This is a genomic window from Dietzia sp. IBK-p2-16D, from assembly GCF_057773085.1.
In genome coordinates this window covers 206138-230544 of sequence record NZ_JBYMTL010000003.1, presented here as the reverse complement: position 1 = coordinate 230544, position 24407 = coordinate 206138, and the positions used below count along the sequence as shown (strand labels likewise).

26 protein-coding genes are annotated in these 24407 nt (G+C 71.4%); 17 read left to right on the top strand and 9 right to left on the bottom strand.

Annotation, left to right across the window (positions count from 1 at the left end; translation table 11 throughout):
- Positions 1–4: 4 nt before the first annotated feature.
- The 3 genes from AC3DE3_RS09035 (at position 5) to secA (ending at position 4675) form a co-directional block, all read left to right on the top strand.
- Positions 5–775 (top strand): ComF family protein, encoded by a 771-nt coding sequence (locus tag AC3DE3_RS09035; RefSeq protein WP_488369744.1) that lies wholly within the window; start codon positions 5–7, stop codon positions 773–775.
- Between the two features lie 264 nt (positions 776–1039).
- Positions 1040–1735, top strand: a complete 696-nt coding sequence (hpf, locus tag AC3DE3_RS09030) for a ribosome hibernation-promoting factor, HPF/YfiA family (protein ID WP_260486928.1) — start codon at positions 1040–1042, stop codon at positions 1733–1735.
- Positions 1736–1897: 162 nt separating this feature from the next.
- Positions 1898–4675, top strand: a complete 2778-nt coding sequence (gene secA / locus AC3DE3_RS09025; protein WP_260486927.1) for a preprotein translocase subunit SecA — start codon at positions 1898–1900, stop codon at positions 4673–4675.
- 27 nt (positions 4676–4702) lie between these two features.
- Here secA and AC3DE3_RS09020 read toward each other — a convergent pair whose 3' ends face one another.
- Positions 4703–5239, bottom strand: a complete 537-nt coding sequence (locus tag AC3DE3_RS09020; protein WP_260486926.1) for an Rv3235 family protein — start codon at positions 5237–5239, stop codon at positions 4703–4705.
- Positions 5240–5402: 163 nt separating this feature from the next.
- On the opposite strand from AC3DE3_RS09020, the gene AC3DE3_RS09015 reads away from it, so the two are divergent.
- The 4 genes from AC3DE3_RS09015 (at position 5403) to AC3DE3_RS09000 (ending at position 9059) form a co-directional block, all read left to right on the top strand.
- A complete protein-coding gene (locus AC3DE3_RS09015) occupies positions 5403–5813 on the top strand; it encodes an HAD family hydrolase (RefSeq protein ID WP_260486925.1) in 411 nt (136 codons plus the stop codon).
- A gap of 4 nt (positions 5814–5817) precedes the next feature.
- Complete coding sequence (locus tag AC3DE3_RS09010; protein WP_488369743.1) at positions 5818–7215, top strand: wax ester/triacylglycerol synthase family O-acyltransferase; 1398 nt, start codon at positions 5818–5820, stop codon at positions 7213–7215.
- Between the two features lie 44 nt (positions 7216–7259).
- Positions 7260–7781, top strand: coding sequence for a DUF6912 family protein (locus tag AC3DE3_RS09005; RefSeq protein ID WP_260486923.1), 522 nt, complete (start codon positions 7260–7262; stop codon positions 7779–7781).
- A gap of 159 nt (positions 7782–7940) precedes the next feature.
- Entirely contained in the window at positions 7941–9059 is a 1119-nt protein-coding gene (locus tag AC3DE3_RS09000; protein WP_260486922.1) for a ferredoxin reductase, read from the top strand.
- A 47-nt stretch (positions 9060–9106) separates the two neighbouring features.
- Here AC3DE3_RS09000 and rsgA read toward each other — a convergent pair whose 3' ends face one another.
- Both rsgA and aroA read right to left on the bottom strand, forming a co-directional pair.
- Positions 9107–10156 carry a ribosome small subunit-dependent GTPase A gene (rsgA, locus tag AC3DE3_RS08995; RefSeq protein WP_260486921.1) on the bottom strand — a complete coding sequence of 350 codons (1050 nt, stop codon included), beginning with the start codon at positions 10154–10156 and terminating at the stop codon, positions 9107–9109.
- Positions 10157–10165: 9 nt separating this feature from the next.
- A complete protein-coding gene (gene aroA / locus AC3DE3_RS08990) occupies positions 10166–11485 on the bottom strand; it encodes a 3-phosphoshikimate 1-carboxyvinyltransferase (RefSeq protein WP_260489279.1) in 1320 nt (439 codons plus the stop codon).
- A gap of 40 nt (positions 11486–11525) precedes the next feature.
- On the opposite strand from aroA, the gene AC3DE3_RS08985 reads away from it, so the two are divergent.
- A complete protein-coding gene (locus tag AC3DE3_RS08985; protein ID WP_488369742.1) occupies positions 11526–12350 on the top strand; it encodes an SOS response-associated peptidase in 825 nt (274 codons plus the stop codon).
- Positions 12351–12377: 27 nt separating this feature from the next.
- Here the strand turns inward: AC3DE3_RS08985 and AC3DE3_RS08980 are convergent, their stop codons facing one another.
- The gene (locus AC3DE3_RS08980; protein WP_260486919.1) at positions 12378–12911 is read right to left on the bottom strand and encodes an aminoacyl-tRNA deacylase; all 534 of its coding nucleotides are present in this window, start codon (positions 12909–12911) and stop codon (positions 12378–12380) included.
- A 106-nt stretch (positions 12912–13017) separates the two neighbouring features.
- Here AC3DE3_RS08980 and AC3DE3_RS08975 point away from each other — a divergent pair, with 106 nt between their 5' ends.
- Together AC3DE3_RS08975 and AC3DE3_RS08970 are read left to right on the top strand one after the other, a co-directional pair.
- Positions 13018–13695, top strand: a complete 678-nt coding sequence (locus AC3DE3_RS08975) for a sigma-70 family RNA polymerase sigma factor (RefSeq protein WP_260486918.1) — start codon at positions 13018–13020, stop codon at positions 13693–13695.
- Entirely contained in the window at positions 13695–14021 is a 327-nt protein-coding gene (locus AC3DE3_RS08970) for a zf-HC2 domain-containing protein (RefSeq protein ID WP_260486917.1), read from the top strand. The genes AC3DE3_RS08975 and AC3DE3_RS08970 overlap by 1 nt, the downstream gene beginning before the upstream one ends.
- A gap of 79 nt (positions 14022–14100) precedes the next feature.
- On the opposite strand, the gene AC3DE3_RS08965 is transcribed toward AC3DE3_RS08970, so the two are convergent.
- Positions 14101–14175 carry a 50S ribosomal protein bL37 gene (locus AC3DE3_RS08965; RefSeq protein WP_370452405.1) on the bottom strand — a complete coding sequence of 25 codons (75 nt, stop codon included), beginning with the start codon at positions 14173–14175 and terminating at the stop codon, positions 14101–14103.
- Between the two features lie 104 nt (positions 14176–14279).
- Between AC3DE3_RS08965 and AC3DE3_RS08960 the strand changes: the two genes are divergently transcribed.
- A complete protein-coding gene (locus AC3DE3_RS08960) occupies positions 14280–14495 on the top strand; it encodes a biotin/lipoyl-binding carrier protein (protein WP_260486916.1) in 216 nt (71 codons plus the stop codon).
- A gap of 114 nt (positions 14496–14609) precedes the next feature.
- Here the strand turns inward: AC3DE3_RS08960 and AC3DE3_RS08955 are convergent, their stop codons facing one another.
- Entirely contained in the window at positions 14610–14858 is a 249-nt protein-coding gene (locus tag AC3DE3_RS08955; protein ID WP_067712327.1) for a WhiB family transcriptional regulator, read from the bottom strand.
- A 388-nt stretch (positions 14859–15246) separates the two neighbouring features.
- Between AC3DE3_RS08955 and AC3DE3_RS08950 the strand changes: the two genes are divergently transcribed.
- Positions 15247–15675: a hypothetical protein gene (locus AC3DE3_RS08950; protein WP_260486915.1), complete on the top strand. Its 429-nt coding sequence runs from the start codon at positions 15247–15249 to the stop codon at positions 15673–15675.
- Positions 15676–15720: 45 nt separating this feature from the next.
- Here the strand turns inward: AC3DE3_RS08950 and AC3DE3_RS08945 are convergent, their stop codons facing one another.
- Both AC3DE3_RS08945 and AC3DE3_RS08940 read right to left on the bottom strand, forming a co-directional pair.
- On the bottom strand, positions 15721–17016 hold the full coding sequence (locus AC3DE3_RS08945; protein WP_488369741.1) for an Rv3212 family protein: 1296 nt from the start codon (positions 17014–17016) through the stop codon (positions 15721–15723).
- A 29-nt stretch (positions 17017–17045) separates the two neighbouring features.
- Complete coding sequence (locus AC3DE3_RS08940) at positions 17046–18659, bottom strand: DEAD/DEAH box helicase (RefSeq protein WP_396119808.1); 1614 nt, start codon at positions 18657–18659, stop codon at positions 17046–17048.
- Positions 18660–18878: 219 nt separating this feature from the next.
- Between AC3DE3_RS08940 and AC3DE3_RS08935 the strand changes: the two genes are divergently transcribed.
- The gene (locus AC3DE3_RS08935) at positions 18879–19106 is read left to right on the top strand and encodes a DUF3107 domain-containing protein (protein ID WP_260486912.1); all 228 of its coding nucleotides are present in this window, start codon (positions 18879–18881) and stop codon (positions 19104–19106) included.
- Between the two features lie 93 nt (positions 19107–19199).
- Here AC3DE3_RS08935 and AC3DE3_RS08930 read toward each other — a convergent pair whose 3' ends face one another.
- Positions 19200–19868: a TetR/AcrR family transcriptional regulator gene (locus AC3DE3_RS08930; protein WP_260486911.1), complete on the bottom strand. Its 669-nt coding sequence runs from the start codon at positions 19866–19868 to the stop codon at positions 19200–19202.
- Between the two features lie 150 nt (positions 19869–20018).
- Between AC3DE3_RS08930 and AC3DE3_RS08925 the strand changes: the two genes are divergently transcribed.
- The 4 genes from AC3DE3_RS08925 to AC3DE3_RS08910 are packed head-to-tail and all read left to right on the top strand — an operon-like array spanning position 20019 to position 24403.
- Positions 20019–21029 carry a DUF3152 domain-containing protein gene (locus AC3DE3_RS08925; RefSeq protein WP_260486910.1) on the top strand — a complete coding sequence of 337 codons (1011 nt, stop codon included), beginning with the start codon at positions 20019–20021 and terminating at the stop codon, positions 21027–21029.
- Positions 21026–22246: a ThiF family adenylyltransferase gene (locus AC3DE3_RS08920; RefSeq protein WP_260486909.1), complete on the top strand. Its 1221-nt coding sequence runs from the start codon at positions 21026–21028 to the stop codon at positions 22244–22246. The genes AC3DE3_RS08925 and AC3DE3_RS08920 overlap by 4 nt, the downstream gene beginning before the upstream one ends.
- Positions 22247–22289: 43 nt before the next feature.
- Complete coding sequence (locus AC3DE3_RS08915; RefSeq protein ID WP_260486908.1) at positions 22290–23180, top strand: TIGR02569 family protein; 891 nt, start codon at positions 22290–22292, stop codon at positions 23178–23180.
- Positions 23177–24403: an MFS transporter gene (locus tag AC3DE3_RS08910; protein ID WP_260486907.1), complete on the top strand. Its 1227-nt coding sequence runs from the start codon at positions 23177–23179 to the stop codon at positions 24401–24403. Before AC3DE3_RS08915 ends, AC3DE3_RS08910 begins: the two co-directional genes overlap by 4 nt.
- Positions 24404–24407: the final 4 nt, after the last annotated feature.

Genomic DNA, 24407 nt, shown 5'->3' with positions numbered 1-24407 from the left:
GCCGGTGGCCACCGGGGACGGGGACGCGTCACCCCGGTGGCGTGGCGGTGGGTCCTGGGCCGCGGCGTTCGCCGACCTCGTCGTGCCCCTGGAGTGCGCCGGGTGCGGTCGCCCCCGGCAGCGGTGGTGTCCGGACTGCGCCTCGACACTGTCCGCGGTACCGCTGACCGTGCGGACCCGGGCCGACCTGCGGATACCGGTCTGGGCGTTGTCCCGACACACCGGCCCGGCCGCCCTGGCGGTCTCCGCCTACAAGGACCGCGGACGGACCGACCTGGCCCGACCCCTCGGGGCCGCGCTGGCCGCGGCGGTCGACCGGCTCCGGGCGGACGGGGAGATCGCCGAGGCCGACGAGCGTCCCACCGTGCTCGTCCCCGCACCGGCGTCGGCCCGGGCCCGTCGACGGCGGGGGTTCGACCACGTCCGCCAGGTGGTGGACGTCCTCGCCGCCGAACTCGCCGGCGCGGTGCCGACCGGGCCGGTCGTGGTGGCCCCGGTCCTCGAGGTCCGCGGTCGGGTGAGGGACGCGGCCGGGCTCGGCGCGCAGGCCCGCGCGGACAACCTCTCCGGGCGGATCCGTCGCCGCCCGGCGGGCACCCCGCTGCGCGCGACGCCGGGAGCGCCGGTGACCGTGCCCGCTCTCCTGGCCACACCGTCGACGGTGCTGCTCGTCGACGACGTCGTCACCACTGGCGCGACGGCAGCGCAGTGCGTCGCGGTCCTGGAGGCGGGTGGGCTGCGGGTCACGGGTGTCCTCGCCGTCACCGCGGCCTAGGGCGGACGCCGCGGACGCCGCCTCCCGAGCTGGTCCGCAGGGGACTGGTCGGGATGAGGTTCCCGGTCCCGGGGTCCGCGCCGACATGAGGGGGTAGGGTGGGTTTCGGACGCGTTCACCAGCACGTTCGCCGTTCGTCGGCTCCGGTGGACCGTGTCCTGAGAGTAACCACTCAGCCATGTGGGTGGCCCTTCGGCCGGGATTCCGGGCGGTTACCGGATCGGTCGCAGCGGTCCGCCGCAGGCCCGATGAGGAGGAGCTTCGATGGCGAAGACCCCCGCAGTCCTGCTCGATCCCGCCACCTTCGACGGTCCGTCGACCGACGATCCCGGTACGCCGGAGGCACAGGTCACGATCCGTGGCCGCAACGTCGAGGTCCCCGAGCACTTCGCGAGCCGAATCAATGCCAAGCTCGCGAAGATCGAGAAGATCTCGCCGGCCATCCAGAGGTTCGACGTGATCCTGCTGCACGAGAACAACCCGCGGTTGTCCAAGGTGAGCCAGCGGATCGAGATCACCCTCAAGGGCAAGCCCGGCGTCGCCCGCGCCGAGGCGGCAGAGGACACCTTCTACGCGGCCCTCGAGTCGGCGGTCGCCAAGCTCGAGCGGCAGATGCGCAAGGCCCGCACCCGGCGCAAGATCAGCCACTCCGGCCACCGCCGCCCGCAGTCGGTGGCCGAGGCGACCGCCGAACTGGCCGCCGACGCCGCCCCGGCCGAGGCGTTGGACGGGGTCGACGGTGCCGAGTACGGCGGGGCCGACGAGCAGCTGCCCGGGCAGATCGTGCGTCGCAAGGAGCACGACGGCGCCCCGATGTCGGTCGACGAGGCGCTCGAGAAGATGGAGCTGGTGGGTCACGACTTCTACCTGTTCCGTGACACCGAGACCGGACGCGCCACCGTCGTCTACCGCCGGCACGCGTTCGACTACGGGCTCATCACCCTGAGCGACGAGGGCTGACAGCCCCGACCCGCACCCACGAGGCGGTCCGGTCGCCCCTGACCGGACCGCCTCGGCGTGTCACAACGGCCCGCAGCACCTAGGATGTGGACGGACCCGCGTGTCATCACGCAGGTAGCCGTATCCACGACCACTTCCCCGACCACGAGGACGTTCGAGACTGTGTCGATTCTTTCCAAGCTGCTCCGGGCCGGCGAGGGGCGAAAGCTCAAGAAGTACACCGCTCTCGCCGACTACGTGGACTCGCTCTCCGACGAGACGGAGAAGCTGAGCGACGACGAACTCCGGGCGAAGACCGACGAGTTCCGGCGTCGCGTGGCCGAGGGGGAATCGCTCGACGACCTCCTGCCGGAGGCGTTCGCGGTGGCCCGCGAAGCTGCGCACCGCGTCCTCGGGCAGAAGCCCTACAAGGTGCAGATCATCGGCGCCATCGTGCTGCACACCGGATCGGTCGCCGAGATGAAGACGGGTGAGGGCAAGACCCTCACCTGTGTGTTGCCGGCGTACCTCAACGCACTGTCCGGCAACGGTGTGCACGTGGTGACGGTCAACGACTACCTGGCCAAGCGCGACGCGGAGTGGATGGGTCGTGTCCACCGCTTCCTGGGCCTGTCGGTGGGAGCGATCCTCGGCGGGATGACCCCCGCGCAGCGCCGCGAGGCGTACCACGCGGACATCACCTACGGCACGAACAACGAGTTCGGGTTCGACTATCTGCGCGACAACATGGCGCACGACACCGCCGAGCTGGTCCAGCGCGGCCACAACTACGCGATCGTGGACGAGGTCGACTCGATCCTCATCGACGAGGCGCGTACCCCTCTCATCATCTCGGGCCCCGCGGACGGATCCAGTAAGTGGTACGGCGAGTTCGCGCGTATCGCCCCGCTGCTCGAGGAGGGGACCCACTACGAGGTCGACCGCAAGAAGCGGACCATCGGCGTGACCGAGCAGGGTGTGGAGTTCGTCGAGGACCAGCTGGGGATCGACAACCTCTACGAGGCCGCCAACTCGCCCCTGGTCAGCTACCTGAACAACTCCATCAAGGCCAAGGAGCTGTTCGCCAAGGACAAGGACTACATCGTCCGCGACGGTGACGTGATCATCGTCGACGAGTTCACCGGCCGCGTCCTCGACGGACGGCGCTACAACGAGGGCATGCACCAGGCCATCGAGGCCAAGGAGCGGGTGGAGATCAAGGCCGAGAACCAGACGCTCGCCACCATCACCCTGCAGAACTACTTCCGGTTGTACGAGAAGCTGGCCGGCATGACCGGTACGGCCGAGACCGAGGCCGCGGAGCTCTACTCGATCTACAAGCTCGAGGTCATGCCCATCCCGACCAACCGTCCGATGGCGCGCGAGGACCAGTCCGACCTCATCTACAAGACGGAGGAGGCGAAGTTCGCCGCCGTCGTGGAGGACATCGCCGAGCGGGTCGAGAAGAAGCAGCCGGTGCTCGTGGGCACCGCCTCGGTGGAGCGCAGCGAGCACCTGTCCAAGCTGCTCACGCGCAAGGGCATCAAGCACCACGTCCTCAACGCCAAGTTCCACGCCTCGGAGGCGCAGATCATCGCGCAGGCGGGTAGGCCCGGCGCGGTCACCGTCGCCACGAACATGGCCGGCCGCGGCACCGACATCGTGCTCGGTGGCAACCCGGACATCATCGCCGATCTCAACCTGCGCGAGCGCGGCCTCAACCCGGTGGACACCCCGGAGGAGTACGAGCAGGCATGGGACGCCGAGATCGATCGGATGCGCAAGCTCACCAAGGAAGAGGCCGAGCGGGTCCGTGAGGCCGGTGGCCTCTACGTGCTCGGCACCGAGCGGCACGACTCCCGGCGTATCGACAACCAGCTCCGTGGGCGCTCGGGACGTCAGGGCGACCCGGGCGAGTCCCGCTTCTACCTCTCGCTGGGCGACGAACTCATGAGGCGCTTCAACGGTGCCGCCGTGGAGGCCATCATGAACCGTCTGAGCCTGCCGGACGACGTGCCGATCGAGGCCGGCATGGTCTCGCGGGCGGTGAAGAACGCGCAGACGCAGGTCGAGTCGCAGAACTTCGAGATCCGCAAGGACGTCCTCAAGTACGACGAGGTCATGAACCAGCAGCGCACGGTGATCTACGGCGAGCGCAAGCGGATCCTCGAGGGTGAGGACATCACCGATCAGGTCGAGTCGATGATCTACCAGGTCGTCAGCGCCTACGTCGACGGCGCCACCGCCGAGGGGTACGTCGAGGACTGGGATCTCGACAAGCTGTGGGATGCGCTGCGTCAGCTCTACCCGGTGACGATCACGGCGCAGGACATCATCGACGGCGACGAGTACGGGTCGTCCGGCGACCTGTCCGCGAAGAACCTCAAGGACGCCGTCCTCGACGACGTCTTCGCCCGCTACGACGAGCGTGAGGCCGAGATCGAGGGCATCGGCGGCGCGGGTGCGATGCGTCAGCTCGAGCGGTCGGTCATGCTGCAGGTGCTCGACCGGAAGTGGCGTGAACACCTGTACGAGATGGACTACCTCAAGGAGGGCATCGGTCTCCGGGCGATGGCCCAGCGCGATCCACTCGTCGAGTACCAGCGTGAGGGCTATGACATGTTCGCCGCCATGATGGACGGCGTCCGTGAGGAGACGGTGGCGTTCCTGTTCAACGTCAAGGTCGAGGCCGGTCAGCAGCAGAAGGCGATGGCGGGTCCCTCCGCGGCGCAGGCGGCGGCCCTGGCCGGCGCGAACCCGATCCTCCGGGCCGCGGGCACCGGACGGGATGTGAGCGCGGACCAGATGCAGTTCTCCGGCCCGTCGGAGAGCGGCGATCCGGAGCTGGTCGACGAGGGAGCCTCCGCGAATCGTGCCGATCGGCGGTCGCAGGAGCGCCAGCAGCGCGCCGAGCGTCGCGAGAGGGCGGCCAAGGCCGCGACGAGGGGTCGCCGCGACTGACGCGGTACCCCACGCCCGCAGGGCGGCTCACGCCAGCCTGAGGGCCGCGCAGCGGGCGCCGGTGGGGGTCACCTGTATGCGGGCCGCGACGGCGAACAGTCGCGGCCCGCGGGCGTACGTGGCGCACACCTCGTAGTCGACCGCCGCCGGGCCCGGCCCCTCGTGGGAATCCGTCCGGCCGGGGTCGGCCGCGTGGATGTGCAGCCGATGGATCCTGGCCGGCCCCAGGTGCCGGCCGGGTACCCCGTCTCGCGCGAGCGTGCGAAGCATCTCGACCAGGTGGGGCGGGAACGCCCCCTTCGTGTGCTGTGGGGCCCGCCTGCGGTCGACGACCTCCAGCGCCATGACGACGAGGGCGTGCGCGGCCCTCCGAGCGGGAACCGGGACACCGCCCTCCGGGTCGGGCACCGGCCTCGGGGGACGGGCGGCGGGGCCGGTGCCCTGATCCGCGGTACCCGCGTCGCCCGACGCCCCCGGCACGGGTTCGACCGAGGGCAGGGGGCGCACCCGGCCGGCGGCGTCGCCGGTGTCCGGAACCGTGCCGGCCGCGGGGGGAGGCCGCACGCTCGTGGGCGGTGAAACGGGTGTCGGTGACATCTGGGCCTGCTCCCTCCCGCGCCGGACCCGGTGTGGTCTGGCGTCCTCTACCCCTCATGACGCGCCGGAACAGGACCCTGGTTCCACCTCGCCTACTGCACCGTGACCGGGTGTTGCCTAGGCTGTCCCCATGCGTGGACTGATAGTCGACTACTTCGGGGTGCTGGACGGCACGGACGAGGACCGTGAGAACTGGCGGTCGATCCTGACCGGTGCGAGGGCGAATGACGTCCGTCTCGCCATACTGAGCAACGAGCCCGAGGGGCCGGGGGCGGAGCGCGTCCGCGAGGATGCCCGGGACCTCGGGATCGAGCACGTGGTGCTCAGCGGCGTGATCGGGGTCGAGAAGCCGGAGCCCGAGGCGTTCCTGGAGGCCGCGCGCCGACTCGAACTCGAGCCGAGGGAGTGCGTGATGGTCGACGACGCGATCGAGAACATCCTCGGTGCCGTCCAGACCGGCATGATCGGCGTGTTCTATCAGGTGTTCGATCGGGCCGCCGTCGAGATCCGGGGCCTCCTCGGGTTGGACGAGGCGGTCTGACACCGTGGCGACCAGACTGGCCACAGCGGACGCGGACCTGCTCCTCGGTGACGCGGCGCGTTCCCGAAGCAGGCACTCGTGTTCGCTGGCGCTGGTCGCCAGGGACGAGCCGTGGGACATCGACCGCGTGATGGAGTTCGTGGACGCCCGGCTGGCCGACGCGCCGCGGTACCGGCAGCGGATCCGGCACGTCCCCTTCTCCCTTGCCAGGGCTGTCTGGGTGGACGACCCGGACTTCGACCTCAGTTTCCATGTCCGGCGGTCGGCGCTGCCGGCCCCCGGCGGGATGCGGCAGCTGGCGGACCTGGTGGCCAGGCTCGTCGACCGGCCACTGGAGGCGGACCGCCCGCTGTGGGAGCTCTATCTCATCGAGGGGCTGCCGGACGGACGCCTGGCGATCCTCACCAAGACACACCACGCTCTGCTGGGCGGTCCCCACGCGGTGGACCTGGCCCAGGTCCTGGTGACGGACGAGCGGGCCTCCGCGGACGTCGACGAGGTCGCCACGTGGACCCCGGTGCCGTCCCCGGGGGACGGGGTCCTGGTGCTCGACGCGCTCATGACCATCGCGACCGATCCCCTGGAGCTGGTACGCCGCTCGGCTCGCCTGGCCCACGCGCTCGAGCGGGCCACCCGCGGCCTGGTGGGCGCGGCCAACCTCTCGGTGCTGCGCCCCGCCGGCGGCCTGGCGGAGATGTTCCGCACCACCCGCCCCCGCGGGAGCCGGGTGGGGCTGGCGTCGTTCCCGCTCGCCCAGGCGCGGGAGATCGCCCGCGAACACTCCTGCAAGGTCAACGACGTGGTCCTCGCGGTGCTGTGCGGGGCCCTGCGGTCCTGGATACTGTCATGCGGCCACCCGCTGTCGACGTCGGACACGCTCAGGGCGATCGTGCCGATGGCCGTGACCTCCGAGGCCGAAGGGTCGGAGAACCAGAGCGAGGCCACCTCCGCGGAGATCGCCTCGGCGCTCATCGGCATGCCGGTCGGGGAGCCCAACCCCCGCATGCGACTGGCGCAGATCGCCCGTGAGACCGCGACGCAGCGCCATCCGCGGGAGGCGGTGGGGGCGAAGTCCCTGGCACGCCTGTCCGGGTTCGCCCCGCCCACCCTGCACGCCCTGGCATCCCGGGCGGCGATCATGTTGCCGTCGGAGAGCTACGACATCGTGGTGACCAACGCACCCGGCCCCCAGCGCAAGGTGTACTGGGGGGACGGTGAACTCGTCGAGGTCTACCCCGTCCCCGCCCTGCTGGGCGAGCAGGCGCTGGCCGTGTCGATGAGCAGCTATGCCGGAACCGTGTACTGCGGATTCACCTCCGATCGCCAGGCCGTCCCGGACGTGGAGGAGATCGGCGAGCTCATCTCGTCCGCGTTGGACGAGCTCACCGGAACCGCCGGCTGAGCGGCACGCCTGCTGACCGTCACCCCGTACGAGGAGAGACCACCATGCGCCTGTTCGTCCCCGCCACCCTGACGATGCTCGAGACCCTTCTCGAGGCGGGGGAGATGCCCGTGCGGAGCGGAACCGCGTTCGCCGCGACTCCCGCGCTCATCGAGTCCTACGCTGAGGGTGATCTCGAGGAGATCGAGCACGTGGCGTTCCTCGAGGCCTCCCGTGCGTCGCTCCGACTGCTCGGTGGGGAGCTCGATTCCGGCGCCGCGCACGAGTCCCACCCGTACCGGCGGGTCGTGGTGAGTGCGGACGTCCCCGATGACCGGGTGCAACCGCGGCCGGACCTGGACACCGCCGTGGTCAGGCTGAATGGTGCCACGGTGTCGACCGCCGAGATCGCCGCCGTCCACGTGGACCTGGCCGGGGCCGTGGACCTCGTGCGGGACGCTGTCGAGGCGGTGGACCGTGCGGACCTGGGGGACGAGGACGCCGAGCTGACCGTCGGCGACGCGCTCGACGTGGACCTGGCGTGGTACGACGCCGTGGAACTGCCGTTCCTGCTCACGCTGCTCTGACGTCGGTCCCGTCCGGGTCGTCGGCGGACCGTGCCACCGGGACGCGGAAAGTCTTCCCGGAAGATCCCGTCGGCCGCTAACCTACGCTACCGTAGGTTCATGTCCGGAAGCGTCGGCCCGACCCACGGGCCACGGGTATCCGGTTTCAAGGAGGCACCAGTGTCCGAGTCGAGAAGTGGACTCAATCGCGTCCTGCGTGCGGCGGCCGCGCGGGTCCCCGAGCCGCGGGGGGCGCGCAGGTTCCTCAACCGCCTCACCCACCCGCTACGGATGGACGACTACTCGTCGCTCATCTACCCGCTGTGGTCCTCGCGCGAGCTGCGCGGTGAGATCGTCTCCGTCCGACGCGAGGCCGACGACGCCGTGACCCTCGTGATCAAGCCCGGCTGGGGCGCCACGCCCGAGTACCGCCCCGGCCAGTACCTGGGGATCGGCGTCCTGCTCAACGGCCGGTGGACCTGGCGGTCGTATTCGTTGACCTCGGCGCCCACGAGTGGCCGTGGCGAGTACTCGGTGACCGTCAAGGCCCTGCCGGAGGGGTTGCTGAGCAATCACATCGTCGGGACGGTCGAGCCGGGGACCATCGTCCGGCTGCAGGCGCCGGCCGGTGATTTCCACCTGCCCTCTCCCACCCCTGAGAAGCTGATGTTCGTGACCGCGGGCTCGGGTATCACCCCGGTCATGGGCATGCTGCGGTCGTTGGACCGGCGCTCGGCGAACGAGGGGTTCCCCGACGTGGTCCACGTCCACTCGATCCGGGACCGCGAGGACGCGCTGTTCCACGACGAGTTGCTCGCGCTCGAGCGCACCCAGCCGGCGTACACGCTGCACTTGCGGGTGACCAGCGAGGACGGCCGGATCAACTCCGAGCAGATGTCGGCTCTCGTCCCGGACTGGTCGGAGCGTCCGACGTGGGCGTGCGGCCCCTCGGCGATGCTCGACGAGCTGACCGAGCACTTCGAGGCCACCGGGCGGGACGACCTCCACATGGAGCGCTTCACCGTCGACCGCAACGCGGGCGCCTCGGGCGGGACGGTGACGTTCGGCTCCACCGGCAAGACGGTCGAGCTCGACGGTGCCACCACGATCCTCGAGGGCGGCGAGAGCGTGGGTGTGCAGATGCCGTTCGGCTGCCGCATGGGCATCTGCCAGACCTGCGTGGTGGGTCTGGACGAGGGCCACGTGCGGGATCTGCGCAACGGAACGGACCACGGGCCGGGGGAGCGGATCCAGACCTGCGTCTCGGTGGCGCTCGGGGACGTCGAACTGAAGATCTGACCGGACGGCCGGCGCCCACCGGAGGGTGGGGCGCCGGCCCTCCGGGGTCAGTCCTGGTCCAGCCCCAGGGCCCAGGGATCGTTGGACTGCAGCGCGCCCAGCAGTTCGCGGACCGCCAGGGCCCGACGGTGCACAGCCGGGTCGGTGACGGCGTCGAAGGCGCACTCGGGGTCCGCGGGCGGGCCCTGGTGGGTGCATCCGCGCGGGCACTCGCGGGCGATCTCGTCGAGATCGGAGAAGGCGGCCACGACATCGTCGGGGGAGACGTGGGCGAGCCCGAAACTGCGGATGCCCGGGGTGTCCACCACCCAGCCGCCCGTCGCCAGTTCGAGTGCGACCGACTGGGTGGAGGTGTGCCGGCCCTTGCCGACGCCGGAGACCACGCCCGTCGCCCTGTAGGCGTCGGGGACCAGGCGGTTGACGAGTGTCGATTTACCGACGCCCGAGTGTCCGATCATCGCGGAGATCCGGCCGTCGATCAGGTCGTGGAGATCGTCCAGCTCGTCGTCGACCCCCACTCGCAGGACCGGCACGTCGAGTTCGGCGAACTCGGCGGCGAACACCGAGGGGTCGTCGAGGTCGCCCTTGGTCAGGCACAGGACCGGTTCCAAGCCGCCGGTGTAGGCGGCGACGAGCGCCCGTGCGACGAACCCGGCGCGCGGCGGGGGGTCGGCGACGGCCACCACGATGAGCAGCTGCTCGGCGTTGGCGACCACCACCCGCTCGTAGGGGTCGGAGTCGTCGGCGGTCCGGCGCAGCACCGTCGAGCGCTCCTCCACGCGGACGATCCGGGAGAGGGTGTCGCGCGCGCCGGTGAGGTCGCCGACCACGCCCACCCGGTCGCCCACCACCACCGGGGTCCGGCCGAGTTCGCGGGCCCGCATGGCGACGACGCGGGTGCCGGCGGTGTGGTCCGGGCCGTCGTCGAGCAGCACGCAGCCCCAGCGCCCGCGGTCCACGGCCACGACCATCGCGGCCGCGGCATCGTCGTGGCTGGGCCGGCGTTTGGTCCGTGGGCGTGAGCCCTTCCCGGGCCTGATCCGGACGTCGGACTCGTCCCACCCTCGTGCGCTGCCCGCACCCCGTCCGCTCGGCATGACCGCCCGTCAGCCCTGTCCGGCGAGCATGTCGGCCCACATCGTGGTGAAGCCGGGCAGGGTCTTGGCGGTGGACTCGACGTCGTCGACCTCGACGCCCGGGACGACGAGGCCGACGATGGCACCCGCGGTGGCCATGCGGTGGTCGGCGTAGGCGCGCCACGGGGCGCCGTGCAGCGGCGCCGGGGTGATCTCGAGGCCGTCGTCGAGTTCGGTGACGCCGCAGCCCACGGCGCCGAGTTCGGCGGCCAGTGCGGCGAGGCGGTCGGTCTCGTGCCCGCGCAGGTGCGCGATACCGGTGAGCCGGGACGGGCCGTCGGCGAGCGCGCACAGCGCGGCGATGGTCGGGGTGAGTTCGCCGATGGCGGACAGATCCAGGTCCACGGGGGATAGGTGTGACGGACCGACGACGACGAGGGTGCCGTGGCCCGCACCGTCGGCGGACTCGAGGGTCACCGACGCACCCATGTCCTGCAGGATGCCGCGGATGGCGTCCCCGGGCTGGGTCGTGGTGACCGGCCAGTGGGGGATGCGGACGGTCCCGCCGGTGACCGCGGCGGCGGCGAGGAACGGGGTGGCGTTGGACAAGTCGGGCTCCACGACCCTGTCGACCGCCGCGATCGGGCCCGGCGCGACCCGCCACGACGACGGCGTCGGCCGGTCGACGGTGACCCCGGATTCGCGGAGCATCTCCAGCGTCATCTCGATGTGCGGCCCCGAGGGGACGGGGGAGGAACCGGTGTGGACCAGCTCGGCGCCCTCGTCGAACCGCGCGGCCGACAGCAGCAGGCCGGAGACGAACTGGGACGAGGCGGAGGCGTCCATCTCGACGCTGCCGCCCCGCAGCGAACCGGAGCCGTCGACGGTGAACGGCAGTCTGTTCCCGGTGACGGCGGCGCCCAGCGCACGCAGGGCGTCGAGCACGGTGGCCTGCGGGCGGACCCGGGCGGCGGGGTCGCCGTCGAAGGTGGACCGGCCGGTGGCCAGGGCGGCAACCGGCGGGACGAAGCGCATCACGGTCCCCGCCAGGCCGCACTCGACGTCGGCGCCCCGCAGCTCACCGGCGGTGATGACGAGATCGGTGTCGTCCGGGTCGAGCGGTCCGGACGGGCCCTCGATGCGTGTCCCCAGCGCCTGCAGCGCGCCGATCATGAGGTCGGTGTCCCGGCTGCGCAGGGTGCCGACGAGTCGGGAGGGGCCGTCGGCCAGTGCCGCGAGCACCAGGGCGCGGTTGGTCAGCGACTTGGACCCGGGGACGGCGACGTGCGCGTTCACGGGGCCGGAGGCGACGGGTGCGTTCCAATGACTCACCTGGCCATTGTCGCCCATCGGGGCGGCGTCCGGCCGACCCGGGTGCGAGGATGTCGGCATGTGTGGACGGTTCTCGCTCTCCTCGGACCCGGCGCAGCTCGCTGTGGAACTGGACGCGGTCGACGAGGCGACCTCCCCGCCCCCCGGGCTGTTCCCCGCCGTCGTGCCCCGGGAACCGCGGTTCAACATCGCGCCCACCACGACGATCCCGGTCCTGGCGCTGGACGTACCGCGGTCCGAGAGCCTCGACGAACCCGCCGGACCCGGGGAGACGGCCCATGCGGGTGGGCCTCGACGGGTCCTTCGGGGAATGCGGTGGGGGTTGGTCCCCTCGTGGGCCCGGGACACCCAGCGGTTGCCCAACCTGTTCAACGCCCGGGTGGAGACGGCGTACTCCAAGCCGTCGTTCCGGTCCGCGGTCGCCCGTCGTCACTGCGTGATTCCGATGGACGGATGGTACGAGTGGGTGCCCGGCGAACCGGCGACCCCCGGTGGGAAGGCCGGTCCCAAGCAGCCGTACTTCATGAGCATGCCGGGGGACCGCGGCCTGCTCATGGCCGGGCTGTGGGAGGCCCGTCGTGACCCGGTCGACGCCACCGTCACGCAACTGTCGTGCACGATCCTCACCACGGAGGCGCTCGGGTCGCTGCGCCGGGTGCACGACCGGATGCCACTGGTGGTGCATCCCGGGGTACTCGCGGACTGGCTCGATCCGGCGGTGATGGGCGACCCGCGTGCCCTGGTGGACGGCGCCGGCGGTGACCTGGGCGAGTGGGCCGAGTCGGTGGAGATCAGACCCGTGTCGCGGGCGGTCTCCAGCGTGCGCAACGACGGGCCGGGGCTCGTGCGGCCGGTCGACCCCGTGGAGGGGATGCTCTTCTGACCCCGTGCTCTATCCGTTCGCCGTGCTCTATCCGCCCGCCGTGATGGGGGCGGTCACCGCCCGGGTGAGCGTGACCAGATCGGCGGGGGCGAGCTCGATCTCCCATCCGCGCCTCCCCGCGCTGCACAGGATCGTGGGGTGGCCCAGCGCCGAGGCGTCCACCACCGTCGTCAGGCTCCGCTTCTGGCCGACGGGGGACACTCCTCCGACGACGTACCCGGTGGTCTTCTCCGTCACGTCGACGGGGGCGAGTGCGGTCCTCCCGCATCCCAGGGCGGCGGCGGTGGCCTTGAGATCCAGAGAACAGGTCACGGGCAGTACGGCCACGGCGAGCGGGACCCGTGAACCCTCGGGAGGCCTGCCGGTGGCCAGGACCAGTGTCTTGAACACGCGGCCGGGGTCCACGCCCAGTCGCTCACCCATCACGCGGGCCGCCTCGTCGCCGTAGGCGGTCTCGCCGGTCGGGTCATAGGTGTGCACGACGTGGTCGACGCCGGCCTCACGTAGTGCGGCGATCGCCGGCGTCGCCGCGGCTCCGCTCCGTCCCCTCTTACTGCTCACGGGAGGGGAGCCTAGCGTCCGGGGCACCGCGGAATAGCGAGGTGGACCTCCGCGTTGATCCTGAGCAGGTACCCGGGGTCGGTCCCGGGTAGGAAGGGAGGGTGCGATGCGGACCGCGGTCCTCGACGCCCCGGGCGTGCCGTTAGACTCCGGGACATCGACAGGTGAGGAGTTCCGGTTGCCGACCGAGTTGCGGCCCGACGAGGCCGACCAGCGCGCGGAGAGGTTCGAGGAGCTGGCCATGCCACTGCTCGACCAGCTCTACGGCGCGGCCCTGCGGATGACCCGGAACCCCGCCGATGCGGAGGACCTGGTGCAGGAGGCCTACGCCAAGGCCTTCGCCGGGTTCCACTCGTTCAAGCCGGGGACGAACTTCCGCGCGTGGATGCACCGCATCCTCACCAACGCGTACATCAACCACTACCGCAAGCGACAGCGCCAGCCCGCGCAGTACCCGACCGACGAGATCACCGACTGGCAGCTGGCCGCCGCGGCCGAGCACACCTCGACGGGCCTGCGCTCGGCGGAGGTCGAGGCGATGGAGTTGCTGCCGGACGACGAGATCCGGGCGGCGTTGGCCGAACTCCCGGAGGAGTTCCGGATGGCGGTGTACTACGCCGACGTGCAGGGCCTGCCGTACAAGGAGATCGCGGAGATCATGGACACCCCGCTGGGGACCGTGATGTCGCGTCTGCACCGCGGTCGCAAGCAGCTGCGGGAGTTGTTGCGCGACGTCGCCACCGAGCGGGGCTTCGGCCGCGGCCGTGAGGAGGGGGCGAAGTGATGAGGGAGCACGACCCGCGACTCGACGAGATCGACTGTCAGTCGGCGTTGCGCGATCTGTCGCTGCTGGTGGACCTCGAGTGCGATGACGCCTGCCGCTCTCGTCTCGAACACCATCTCGCCGGCTGCCCGGACTGCCGGGAGATGTTCCTGTCGGAGCGTCGTCTCAAGGCGAAGCTCTCCAGTTCGTGCTGCGAGAAGGCGCCCACCGGGCTGCGGGAACGTCTGATGGTCGAGATCCGACGCACCACGGTGACCACGACGGATGTGGACGGCACGACCGTGGTCCACAGGCGCACGACCGTCGAGAGGCGCGACATCAACTGATCCGCGGATGCGGCGACGGACGACGAGGGGGCGGGCACCGGTCAGGTGCCCGCCCCCTCGTCGTCCACGGTGTCCGGACTCAGCTGTTCGGACGCTTGCCGTGGTTGGCGTTCTTCTTACGGCGATCCCGCCTCTTGCGGCCACGCTTGCTCATGGTCGCCTCCTTTCGTCGGTGTACAAGTCTTCCATGCGCGGGCCCGTGTGGTTGCATTGGAGGTGTCCGGGGGCCGTTGTCGAGGAAGCAGAGGAATTATCCATATGACTGAACAGGTCCGTGCCGAGATGGTCGCGAACGTCTTGGAGGTTGTCGCGGCGGCCGGCACCGAGGTCGCCGAGGGCGACACCATCGTGCTCCTGGAGTCGATGAAGATGGAGATCCCGGTGCTGTGTGAGGGCTCGGGCACCGTCACCGAGATCGCGGTGAAGCCCGGGGACGTCATCCAGGCGGGCGATCTCATCGCAGTCATCGACTGACGCGGGTTCGCCACAGAGGCGAGAGGCCGGCCCCCACCCTGATCGGGTTGGGGACCGGCCTCTCGTGCGCTGGCCGTCTGGGGTTCGGACGACGGCCGCGTCAGACGGTCGGGGTCAGACCGTGGTGCGGGTGCGGGCCCGGCGACGCTTGAGGGCGCGTCGCTCGTCCTCGCTCATGCCACCCCACACGCCGGCGTCCTGGCCGGACTCGAGGGCCCAGGTCAGGCACTCGGCGGTGACGGGGCAACGGTTGCAGACGATCTTCGCCTCGGCGATCTGCGCGAGGGCGGGTCCGGAATTGCCGACGGGGAAGAACAGCTCGGGATCCTCGTCGCGACAGATGGCCTTGTGGCGCCAGTCCATGGGAGCTCCTTCGGTGTGAGGCCGTGATCGGGTGCGCCGGACAGCACGAAAAGGCGCCGTTCAGGCGTGGACCTGTAGGATCGACGAAAGAACGCGCGTGTTCGGTGACACCCGGCGGGGTGGTGGGGGTAGTACCCGCTCCGCGGGCTCGCTCCTGGCGGAGTGGCTCCCGGTTAAGGCTAGGCAAACACGGTGTGTCTGCGCTGTTACAAATGATCGTCCCACGATTCTGGGACAAGTCAACCCTCTCGAGCGACTATGTGTTAAACGTCACGCGCTTTGTCAAATCGGTGCGAAACCGCACACCAGAGGCTGTTATGGCCTAAGCGAAGTGTGCTCCGCCCGGGGTGTGGGGCCTGCCGGATCCGGCTCCGCATACTCTTGAGAGGTGAACGTGAGTCGACGGGATGAGCCCCGTTTCCAGGCCGACCCCCGGGTCGCGATCCCCGGTCCGGTCCGCCTCGCCGGCTGGATCGCCTCTGCTCAGGGGCTCATCGGGGTCGGAGTCGCCGTGGTCCTCCTCGTCCGCGCGATCGGGGGCCATCGTGAGGAGACCGTGGTCATCAGCGGGTACGGGACCGCTGTGTGGTTCGCGATCCTCGGGGGCGGGTTGTTGGCGGCGGGCCTGGGGCTGCTGCGCGGTCGGAGGTGGGGGCGTGGTCTGGTGGTGATCGCCGAGCTGCTGCTGCTCTTCGTCGCGTGGTACGTCGGGGTGGGGTCGCACCAGTACCTGGCCGGGATCATCCTCGCGGCGGTGTGTGCGACGGCGTTGGTGGCGCTGTTCCGGCGTGACGCCGTCGAGTGGTATGCCACCTGACCGACCGCGTCGGCCTGCGCGCCGGGGAGATCTCCCGGGGCGCGGTCAGGTCAGCAGTTTGTAGGCGTGGATCTGCCCGGCCCGGCGTTCGTAGAGGATGTCGCCGATCTGTGCCAGCCCGGTGACGCCGCCGCCTGATGTGCCGGTGGCGCCCAGCCGCAGGGTCTCGAATCCGGTGTCGTGGTCCAGGAGCCCGAATCCGCCGGCGACGGGGATGAGCACCCAGTCCCGCGCGGTCCGGACCTCGGGGTCGGGTGACCACCCGCCGGTCATACCCGGGCCGGTGGTCCCTCCGGCAGTCCACGAGTGCTGGCCGGTGTCGGTCCGGAAGGCGTGGGTGGAGGCGCCGTCGTACCACCGCGCCTGCGTCTCGTCGGCGGACAGGGTCGGGACGCCGGGCTTCATCGCGGGTTCGGAGTCCAGCCGCAGGACGGGGGAGTACTGCCGAGGGGCGGTGAACCATTCCACCGCCCAGGCACCGTCGCGGCTGGTCAGGGCGAGGACGCCGTCGTCGCTGACATCGATGATCCAGAGGTCGTCGGCTCCGGTGGTGTCCGAGGCGATCTCCTCGGGCTTGCGACTGTCCTCGGGGACGGTCTCGGCCAGGGTGAGGCGTGCGGAGTCGTCACCGGGGCAGCGTTCGGCGACCGCGAACCGGTCGTCGGTGAGGTCCGCCGTTCCGAGCGTGCACCCGGCGCGCGGTTGCATGTCCGCCTCCTGGGGTGCCTCGACGGAGCCGTACTCGACGGTGCGGACCAGGTCGTCGCGCCAGATCTCGAGCCGGTCGGGGCCGGAGGCGAGCGCGTGCCGCCACGTCGAGGTCAACTCCATCCCGTCGGAGAAGGCGCTCTGCCGGGTGCTCGTGTACTGCTGCGTCGTCGGGTCGAGGGCGGTGACGTCGCTGCAGCCGGCGGCGCCCTGAAAGGCGGCGGCCAGGACGTCGGCGTAGAAGGTGGCCGCGCAGAAGCGGCCGGCGTGCGAGTACGCCCACCGCTGCTCCCCGGAGCCGGCGTCGCGACCCACCAGGGTCCCGTCGGCGTCGAGGGTGACGAGGTTGCCCTTGGTGGTCAGCGGGGCTCCCGTGCCCTCCGAGGCGTGGGACCACAGGGGGCGGAGCGAGGCGGGTCGCTCGACGGCGGGACCGTAGACGGGCTGCTCGTCGTCAGCAGGACCGAACTGAGATCGCGCCGCGCTGCCCGACAGCAGAACGGTGGCGGCGACCACAGCCATGACGACGACGATGACGGCCGCGGCCACCAGGTCACGGCGTGTCGCCCGTTCGGAGGGCACGCCGAGGACCCGGCGGCCCCGGCCGCCGGAGGCGTGACTGTCTGCGCGCACGTGCCGTGGGTGGGGACGTGGTGGCCTGGTCAGTCCTGACCGGACTGATCGGACGACGACGACGAGGGGCGCCGACGGCGACGGCGGCGCCGCGCGGGTGCATCCCCGGAGCCGGCCGAATCATCCCCGGTCGCCGTCCCGGGAGCGGGGTCACCGGACGAGGTGGGCGCCGGGGACCCGTCAGCGCCGGAGGCGTCGGTCCGGGTACGTCGTCGGCGGGGCCGCGATCCGGTCCCGGTCTCCCGCGTGGATCCGCGGGACTCCCGGTCGGCCGGGCGGCGGCCGGAACCGGTTCCGGTGGCGGCGCCGACACGCCCGCCCGCGCCCTCGGGGATCCCGAGGTCGGACCGCAGGTGCGGGGACGTCGAGTAGGTCTCGGCGGGTTCGCCGGACTCGAGCCCGAGCGCCTTGTCGATCAGACCCCACCGGGGCAGGTCGTCCCAGTCCACGAGGGTGACGGCGACACCCGTGCGCCCTGCACGGCCGGTGCGGCCGATCCGGTGCACGTAGGTCTTCTCGTCCTCGGGGCACTGGTAGTTGATGACGTGGGTGACGTCGTCGACGTCGATCCCGCGAGCCGCGACATCGGTTGCGACCAGCACGTCGACGTCACCGGAACGGAACGCCCTGAGCGACTTCTCGCGGGCACCCTGGCCGAGATCGCCGTGGATCGCCCCCACCCGGAAGCCACGTTCGGCGAGATCGTCGGCCAGCTTCTGGGCGGTGCGCTTGGTGCGGCAGAAGATCATCGTCGCGCCCCGGCCCTCGGCCTGCAGGATCCGCGAGACCACCTCGGGCTTGTCGAGTGAATGGGCCCGGTAGACGTACTGGGTGGTGTTCTCGTGCGTGGCACCGGAGTCGGCGGCCTCGGCCCGGATGTGGGTCGGCTTGGTGAGGAACGTCCGCGCCAGGGTGATGATCGGCCCCGGCATCGTGGCCGAGAAGAGCATGGTCTGGCGCTTGTCCGGGACCATGCGCAGCAGCTTCTCGATGTCGGGCAGGAACCCCAGGTCGAGCATCTCGTCGGCCTCGTCCAGGACGAGCGCCTCGACCTTGCCCAGGACGAGCTTCGACTGGTTCGCGAGGTCGAGCAGGCGCCCGGGCGTGCCCACGACCACGTCGACGCCCTTCTCCAGGGCCTCGGTCTGCTGCTCGTACGGCGTGCCGCCGTAGATCGCGAGGACCTTGAGCGGGCGGGTGCCCGAGCCGGAGGGTGCGGTGAGTCCGGTGGCGGCGATCTTGAGGTCCTGGGTGACCTGGACGCACAACTCACGGGTGGGGACGATGATCAGTGCCCGCGGGGTCCCGTCTAGCTCCCTGGTCGCCTCGCCGGTGGCGATGCGGTGCAGGAGCGGGACACCGAACCCGTAGGTCTTGCCCATTCCGGTGCGGGCCTGACCGATCAGGTCGGATCCCGCCAGCGCCAGGGGGAGGGTGAGCTCCTGGATGGCGAACGTGTGGGTGATCCCGCGCTCGGCGAGCGCGGTGACGATCTCGGGTCGCACGCCGAGCTCGGCGAAGCTGGGGGAGGAGTCGGAGGACGGGGCGTCGACGACGGCTGTCGTCGTGGCCATGCCGTCGACTTCTTCGGTGGTGACATCTGTGGTGGACAGGGCGGTGCCTTTCTCGTCTCGCGCGCGGATGGTTCGGGCCGCACAAGGTCCGGCCTCGCGAGCGGGGCGCGCGCACATTTCCACGCGGACCTGTCGCGCCCGACACCGGAGCGATCCGGATCCGGGGAGTGATCCACGTGCACACATCCTATCCCGTGCCGCCGCCTTCCGAGCACGTCGGGCTAGCCTGGATCGCACGTATCACCGAAGACGGCGTGACAGGCGCCTACGACGAGAAGGGCAGGCACCGTGGAGGTCAAGATCGGCATCGCCGACAGCAACCGTGAGCTCGTGTTCAAGACCGGGATGGCGCCGGAGGACGTCTACAAGCGCGTCGAGGCGGCCCTGACCGCCGAGGCCAAGTCCGTCCTCGAGCTCGAGGACGAGAAGGGGCGCCGCTACCTCGTCTCCACGGATCGGGTGGCGTACGTCGAGATCGGGGAGACCGCGCGCCGCGCGGTCGGGTTCCTCTCCTAGGGGCTGGAGACCCCGCGGGGTCCGCGGTGACGGTCCCCGCGGCCCCGGGGTCGGTTCCCGGTCCGGACCCGGGTCCGGACCGGGAACCGGGACCTAGGTCGGCTGATCGCCCGGACCGGGGCGGTCCCCTCCGTGTCGCGGGATCTTCGACAGGCCACCCCAACAGAGGGTGACCGTCGTGGAGACCGCGTCCGCGCGGGGGATCGGTCGGCCGGCGTCGAGCCAGTGCCCCGCGCTGACGCGGCTGGCGCCGACCAGTCCGACGGCCAACAACCGCGACCGGTGGGCGTCGAGACCGGAATCCCCGCGGACGAGGTCGTGGACCGCCTCGATACAGCCGTCGGTGGCCCGGTCGAGTTCCCGCCGGACATCCTCATCGCCGGACTCGGAGTAGAACACCAGGCGGAAGCCGCGGGTGTCGGAGTCGGCGTACGCGAAGAACGTGTCGACGGCGGCCTCGACCCGGCGACGGTTGTCCGAGGTCGAGTCCAGCGCGGCGCGGATGCGCCCGAGCAGTTCGTCCACATGGTGGCGCAGTACCTCGATGTACAGGTCCCGCTTGGAGTCGAAGTGCTGGTAGAGCACAGGTTTGGAGACGCCGGCCAGGACGGCGATGTCGTCCATCCCGGAGGAGTGGAAGCCCTGGTCCACGAACACGGTCCCGGCGGCGTCGATCAGCTGGCTGCGGCGGGCCCCCCGGGGGAGGCGGGCAGCCCTCGCGCGGCCCGGGGCGGCCGGGAAGGGTCCGTCCGGGCTCGGCATGTGCTGGCTCCTGTCCGCCCGGGCGGGAGTCGACAGGCGTCCGGGCCAGACGGACAATACCTGCACCGGCGGAGTGCGGGAGGAGGCGCCTCACCCCGCATGTGGGATCGTGTAGGCCTTGACTTCAGGAGCGGACGTGGAGGTGTACCGATGAGCGACGGCCGTCGCCGGACGCCCGACGGTGTGGACACCGGGGGCCGTCAGCGGGCGCCGTACTACCCTCCGCACGGTGAGCCGCTGCGCGCGCCGTGGGACCCGCAGGAGTCGACCCCGGGTCGTCGCCGGTCGGTGCCCGGGTCACGGGATCACCTGCCCCGGCAGACCGCGATCGGCCGGTTCTTCTCCACGTGGGGCTGGCGGGCGTACGCGATCCCGGTCCTGCTGGTCCTCACCGCACTGGTGATCGGGGACGCGATCGTCTCGCCGGGGACGTCGGACGAGGAGCGGGTCGTCCGCGCCGAGGAGACACCGGCCGTCGTCGGGGTTCCCGCGACGGGCGAGGTCCCGCCCAGCGGGGAGTTGCCGGAGGGCGGCCCCTTCGTCGAGGCCGCGGGCGGCGGGTTCAGGACCGTGCCCGGGGACACCGATCCGGTGGGGAGTCCGTCGGCCGAGCGGTACACCTACACGGTGGAGATCGAGGACGGGATCGACACCACCGACTTCGGAGGGGACGAGTCGGTCGCCCGGATGGTCGACGCGACGCTCGCCAACCCCAAGAGCTGGACGGCGGACGGGGCCGTCGCGTTCCAGCGGGTCACCGGGGCCGAGCCGGCCTTCCGGGTCTCGTTGGCCAGCCCCATCACGGTTCGTGAGAACTGCGGGTACGACATCGAACTCGAGGCGAGTTGCTACAACTCCGCCACGGGACGCGTCTACCTCAACCTGGCCCGCTGGGTGCGTGGGGCGAGGTCCTTCCAGGGGGACATCGGGTCATACCGGCAGTATCTGGTCAACCACGAGGTGGGCCACGCGATCGGCTACCCGGCGCACGACCCCTGCCCGGCCGACGGCGCACTGGCGCCGATCATGATGCAGCAGACGTTCGGGGTGAACAACGGCGACATCCACAAGCTGGATCCCGAGGGTGTCGTCCCGGACAACGACGACACGTGTCGATACAACGCCTGGCCGTTCCCCGACGGACCCCCGGTGACGAGATGAGTGCCGTGGGCGGGGCGGCGGAGCGCGTACTCCCACCCCTGGTCGACCCGGTGCCGGAGCTGACCAGGGACGAGCGGGAACTGTACTCGCGGCACCTGTTGCTCGGCGCGATCGGTGACGAGGGGCAGCGTCGCCTGCGCGCCGCGTCGGTGTTCGTCGTGGGCGCCGGCGGCCTGGGCGCCCCCGTGCTCATGTACCTCGCCGCGGCGGGGGTCGGTCGGATCACGGTCGTCGACGACGACGAGGTGGACCTCGGCAATCTGCACCGGCAGGTGATCCACTCCGTGGGAGCGGTGGGCCGACCGAAGGTGGATTCGGCCCGGGACCGGCTGGCCGAGTTGGCCCCCGGGGTCGAGGTCGAGGCTCTCCACACGCGACTCGACGCACTGAACATCGGTGCCCTGCTCGAGGGCCATCATCTGGTGATCGACGGCAGTGACAACTTCGCCACCCGGTATCTGGTCTCCGACGCGTGCGAGATCGCCGGGATCCCGCTCATCTGGGGGACCATCGACCGGTTCCGGGCGCAGCTCGCCGTGTTCTGGTCGCGCCCGCCCGCACCCGCGGACCCGGTGACGCTGCGGGACCTCTACCCGTCGCCGCCACCACCGGGGTCGGTGCCCAGCTGTGCCGAGGCCGGTGTCGTGGGCGCCCTGTGCGGCACGGTCGGGTCGATGATGGCCATGGAGGCCGTCAAGCTCGTGACCGGTGCCGGCCAGCCGCTGCTCGGGCGCCTCGTCCTCATGGATCTGCTCGAGTCCACCCACCGGACGGTGACGATCCGCCCGGACCCGTCGAGGGAACCGGTCACCCGGTTGCCCGACGGCGCCGACGACGTCTCCTGCGAGGTGCCGACACCCGGGTCGCCGACCGTCACCGCCGCCGAGCTCGCGGAGGAGTTGGGCGGGGCCGGGCCCTCCGGTGCCCCCGCCCCGGTCCTCGTGGACGTCCGCGGGGCGGGGGAGCGGTCCATCGCCCGGATCGACCCGTCGGTGTGGGTGCCGTTGGACTCCGTAGCCGAGGACGCGGGTGATCCGACCGGTGTCCTCGGTCGCGCCGCCGCCCGCGGGCCGTTGGTCCTGTACTGCAAGTCGGGTGTGCGGTCCGCCCGCGCCGCCACGACCCTGGCCGGGGCCGGTTTCGCCGGGGTCCGATCGTTGGCGGGCGGGATCGAGGCCTGGACACGCGACGTCGACCCGTCCCTGCCCGGGTATTGACCGTGGGGATGGGTAGCGTGGGCGGATGGGTAGCGTGGGCGGAGTGAACGACGTGAGCGTCCCCGAACACGTCCGCGGCGCGTTCGGCGTGGCGGACGGCCCTGCCGTCCCCGTGATCGCCGGCTCCGGTACCGGCTGGCTGGTGTCGACGTCCGGGGCCGCCCTCGTACTCCGGCCCGTCGCGGACACCGCACTGGCGAACTGGTCCGCCCGGGTCCGCGAGGAACTCGATGTGACGGGACTGCGGGTCGCGCTGCCGGTCCGCTCCCGCGACGGTCGGCACGTCGTGAGCGGATGGCGCGCCGACAGGGTCGTCACCGGTCGGCCAGAGGCGCGCGCCGACGAGACCATCGCGTGGTCGGCCCGGATCAACGCGGCGCTCGCCGGCGTCGAGCGACCGCGCCCGGCCACCCGCCCGGCGACGAGGCCGTGGGCCGAGACCGACCTGTTCTCGTTCGCCGAGGCGGCCGCCTGGGACGGTGATCCCGAGCACGACCTCGCCCCCGGGATGGAGGACCGGGGCACCCCTTTCGCGACCCACCGCGCAGCCGCCCTGCTCGGTGCGACGGGCCTGATCCGACATCGCCGGCCGGTCGGGACGACAGTGGCCGGCGTGGTCCACGGGGACCTCGCCCGGGGACTGCTCTTCGATTCCTCCGCCGAGCCGGCGCTGACCGACGTCGTCCCCTACGCCCGGCCCGCCTCGTGGTCGGCCGCGGTCGTCGCCGTGGACCACCTGTCGTGGGGCACGGTGGACTCCGGGGTCCTCCGCAGGTGGCGCCATCTCGAGCACTGGCCCCAGATGGTCCTGCGCGCCGCCGTGTTCCGCCTGGCGGTGCACGCTCTCCACCCGGGTTCGCGGCCGCACGCGATGGACGGCTTGCAGTCGATGGCCCGTGAGGTCGGCGAGTTCGTCGGGGACACCGCCGAATGAGCCCCGACTCCCCGCGGGGGTCGACCCGCCGGGGCGCCCTCGCGTTCCCGCTCGTTGCTCTGGTCGGTGTCATCCTCGTCTCGCTGAACCTCCGGACGGCCGTGACCTCCCTCAGCCCGCTGCTCGGGGTGATCGACGCCGAGATCGGTCTCGGCGCCGCCGGGATGGGACTGCTGGGCATGGTCCCCACCGCCATGTTCGCGGTGTGGGGTGTCCTCACCCCGATGGTCCTGCGTCGGATGGGCCTGGAGCTGCTGACGGTCCTCGCGATGGTCGCGGCGGCCGCGGGTCAGATCATCCGGGCCCTCGCCCACGACCCGGTAGTGATGGGGGTCGGGTCCCTCATCGCACTGGCCGGGATGGGTATCGGCAACGTCGTCGCCCCGCCCCTGGTCAAGAAGTACTTCCCGCGGCACGTGGCCGCGGTCAGCATGGCCTACATCACCGGCCTGCAGCTGGGCACCGTCGTTCCCGCGCTGGTCGCCGTGCCCGTCGAGGAGGCCGCGGGGTGGCGGGTCTCGATCGGCTGGTGGGCGGTCCTCGCCGTCGTCGCCGCGATCCCGTGGATCGTCGAGATCCTGAACCCGGGGGTGCCCACCGCCCCGCCCCGCCACGTCGACGGTGCCACCGACGCCCCGGCCCGGCGCATCCGCCCGTGGCGCTCGCCGGTCGGCGTGGCCCTGGCCCTGTTCTTCGGCACCAACTCCCTGTGCACGTACGCGTTCTTCACCTGGCTCCCGGCCGTGGCCGAGTCGATCGGGATGACCCGCGCCGAGGGCGGGTTGGCGCTGGCCGTCTACTCGGCGATCGGGCTCGTCGCAGCCCTGGTGGTGCCGTGGGCCGCGGGCCGTTTCGAGGACCCGTACGCCGTCGTCGTCGTCTCCGTCGTGTCCTATCTGGCCGGGTTCGCCGGCCTGCTCTGGGCGCCCGGCGCGGCGTGGGTGTGGATCTGCCTGCTCGGGGTGGGGCCCAGCACGTTCCCCCTCTGCCTGACGTTGATCAACCTCCGCACGCGCACACAGGCGGGTTCCGCTGCGCTCTCGGGGTTCTCCCAGGGCGTCGGGTACACGGCCGCGTCCCTGGGGCCGCTCGTGTTCGGCATGCTGTTCGACGGACCCGGGCTCGGTGCCGGCCTGGCGTTCCTCACGGTGGTCCTGGTGATCATGACGGTCGTCTCGCGGACCGCCTGCCGCCCGAACATGCTCGAGGACACCCTGCGCTGACCCT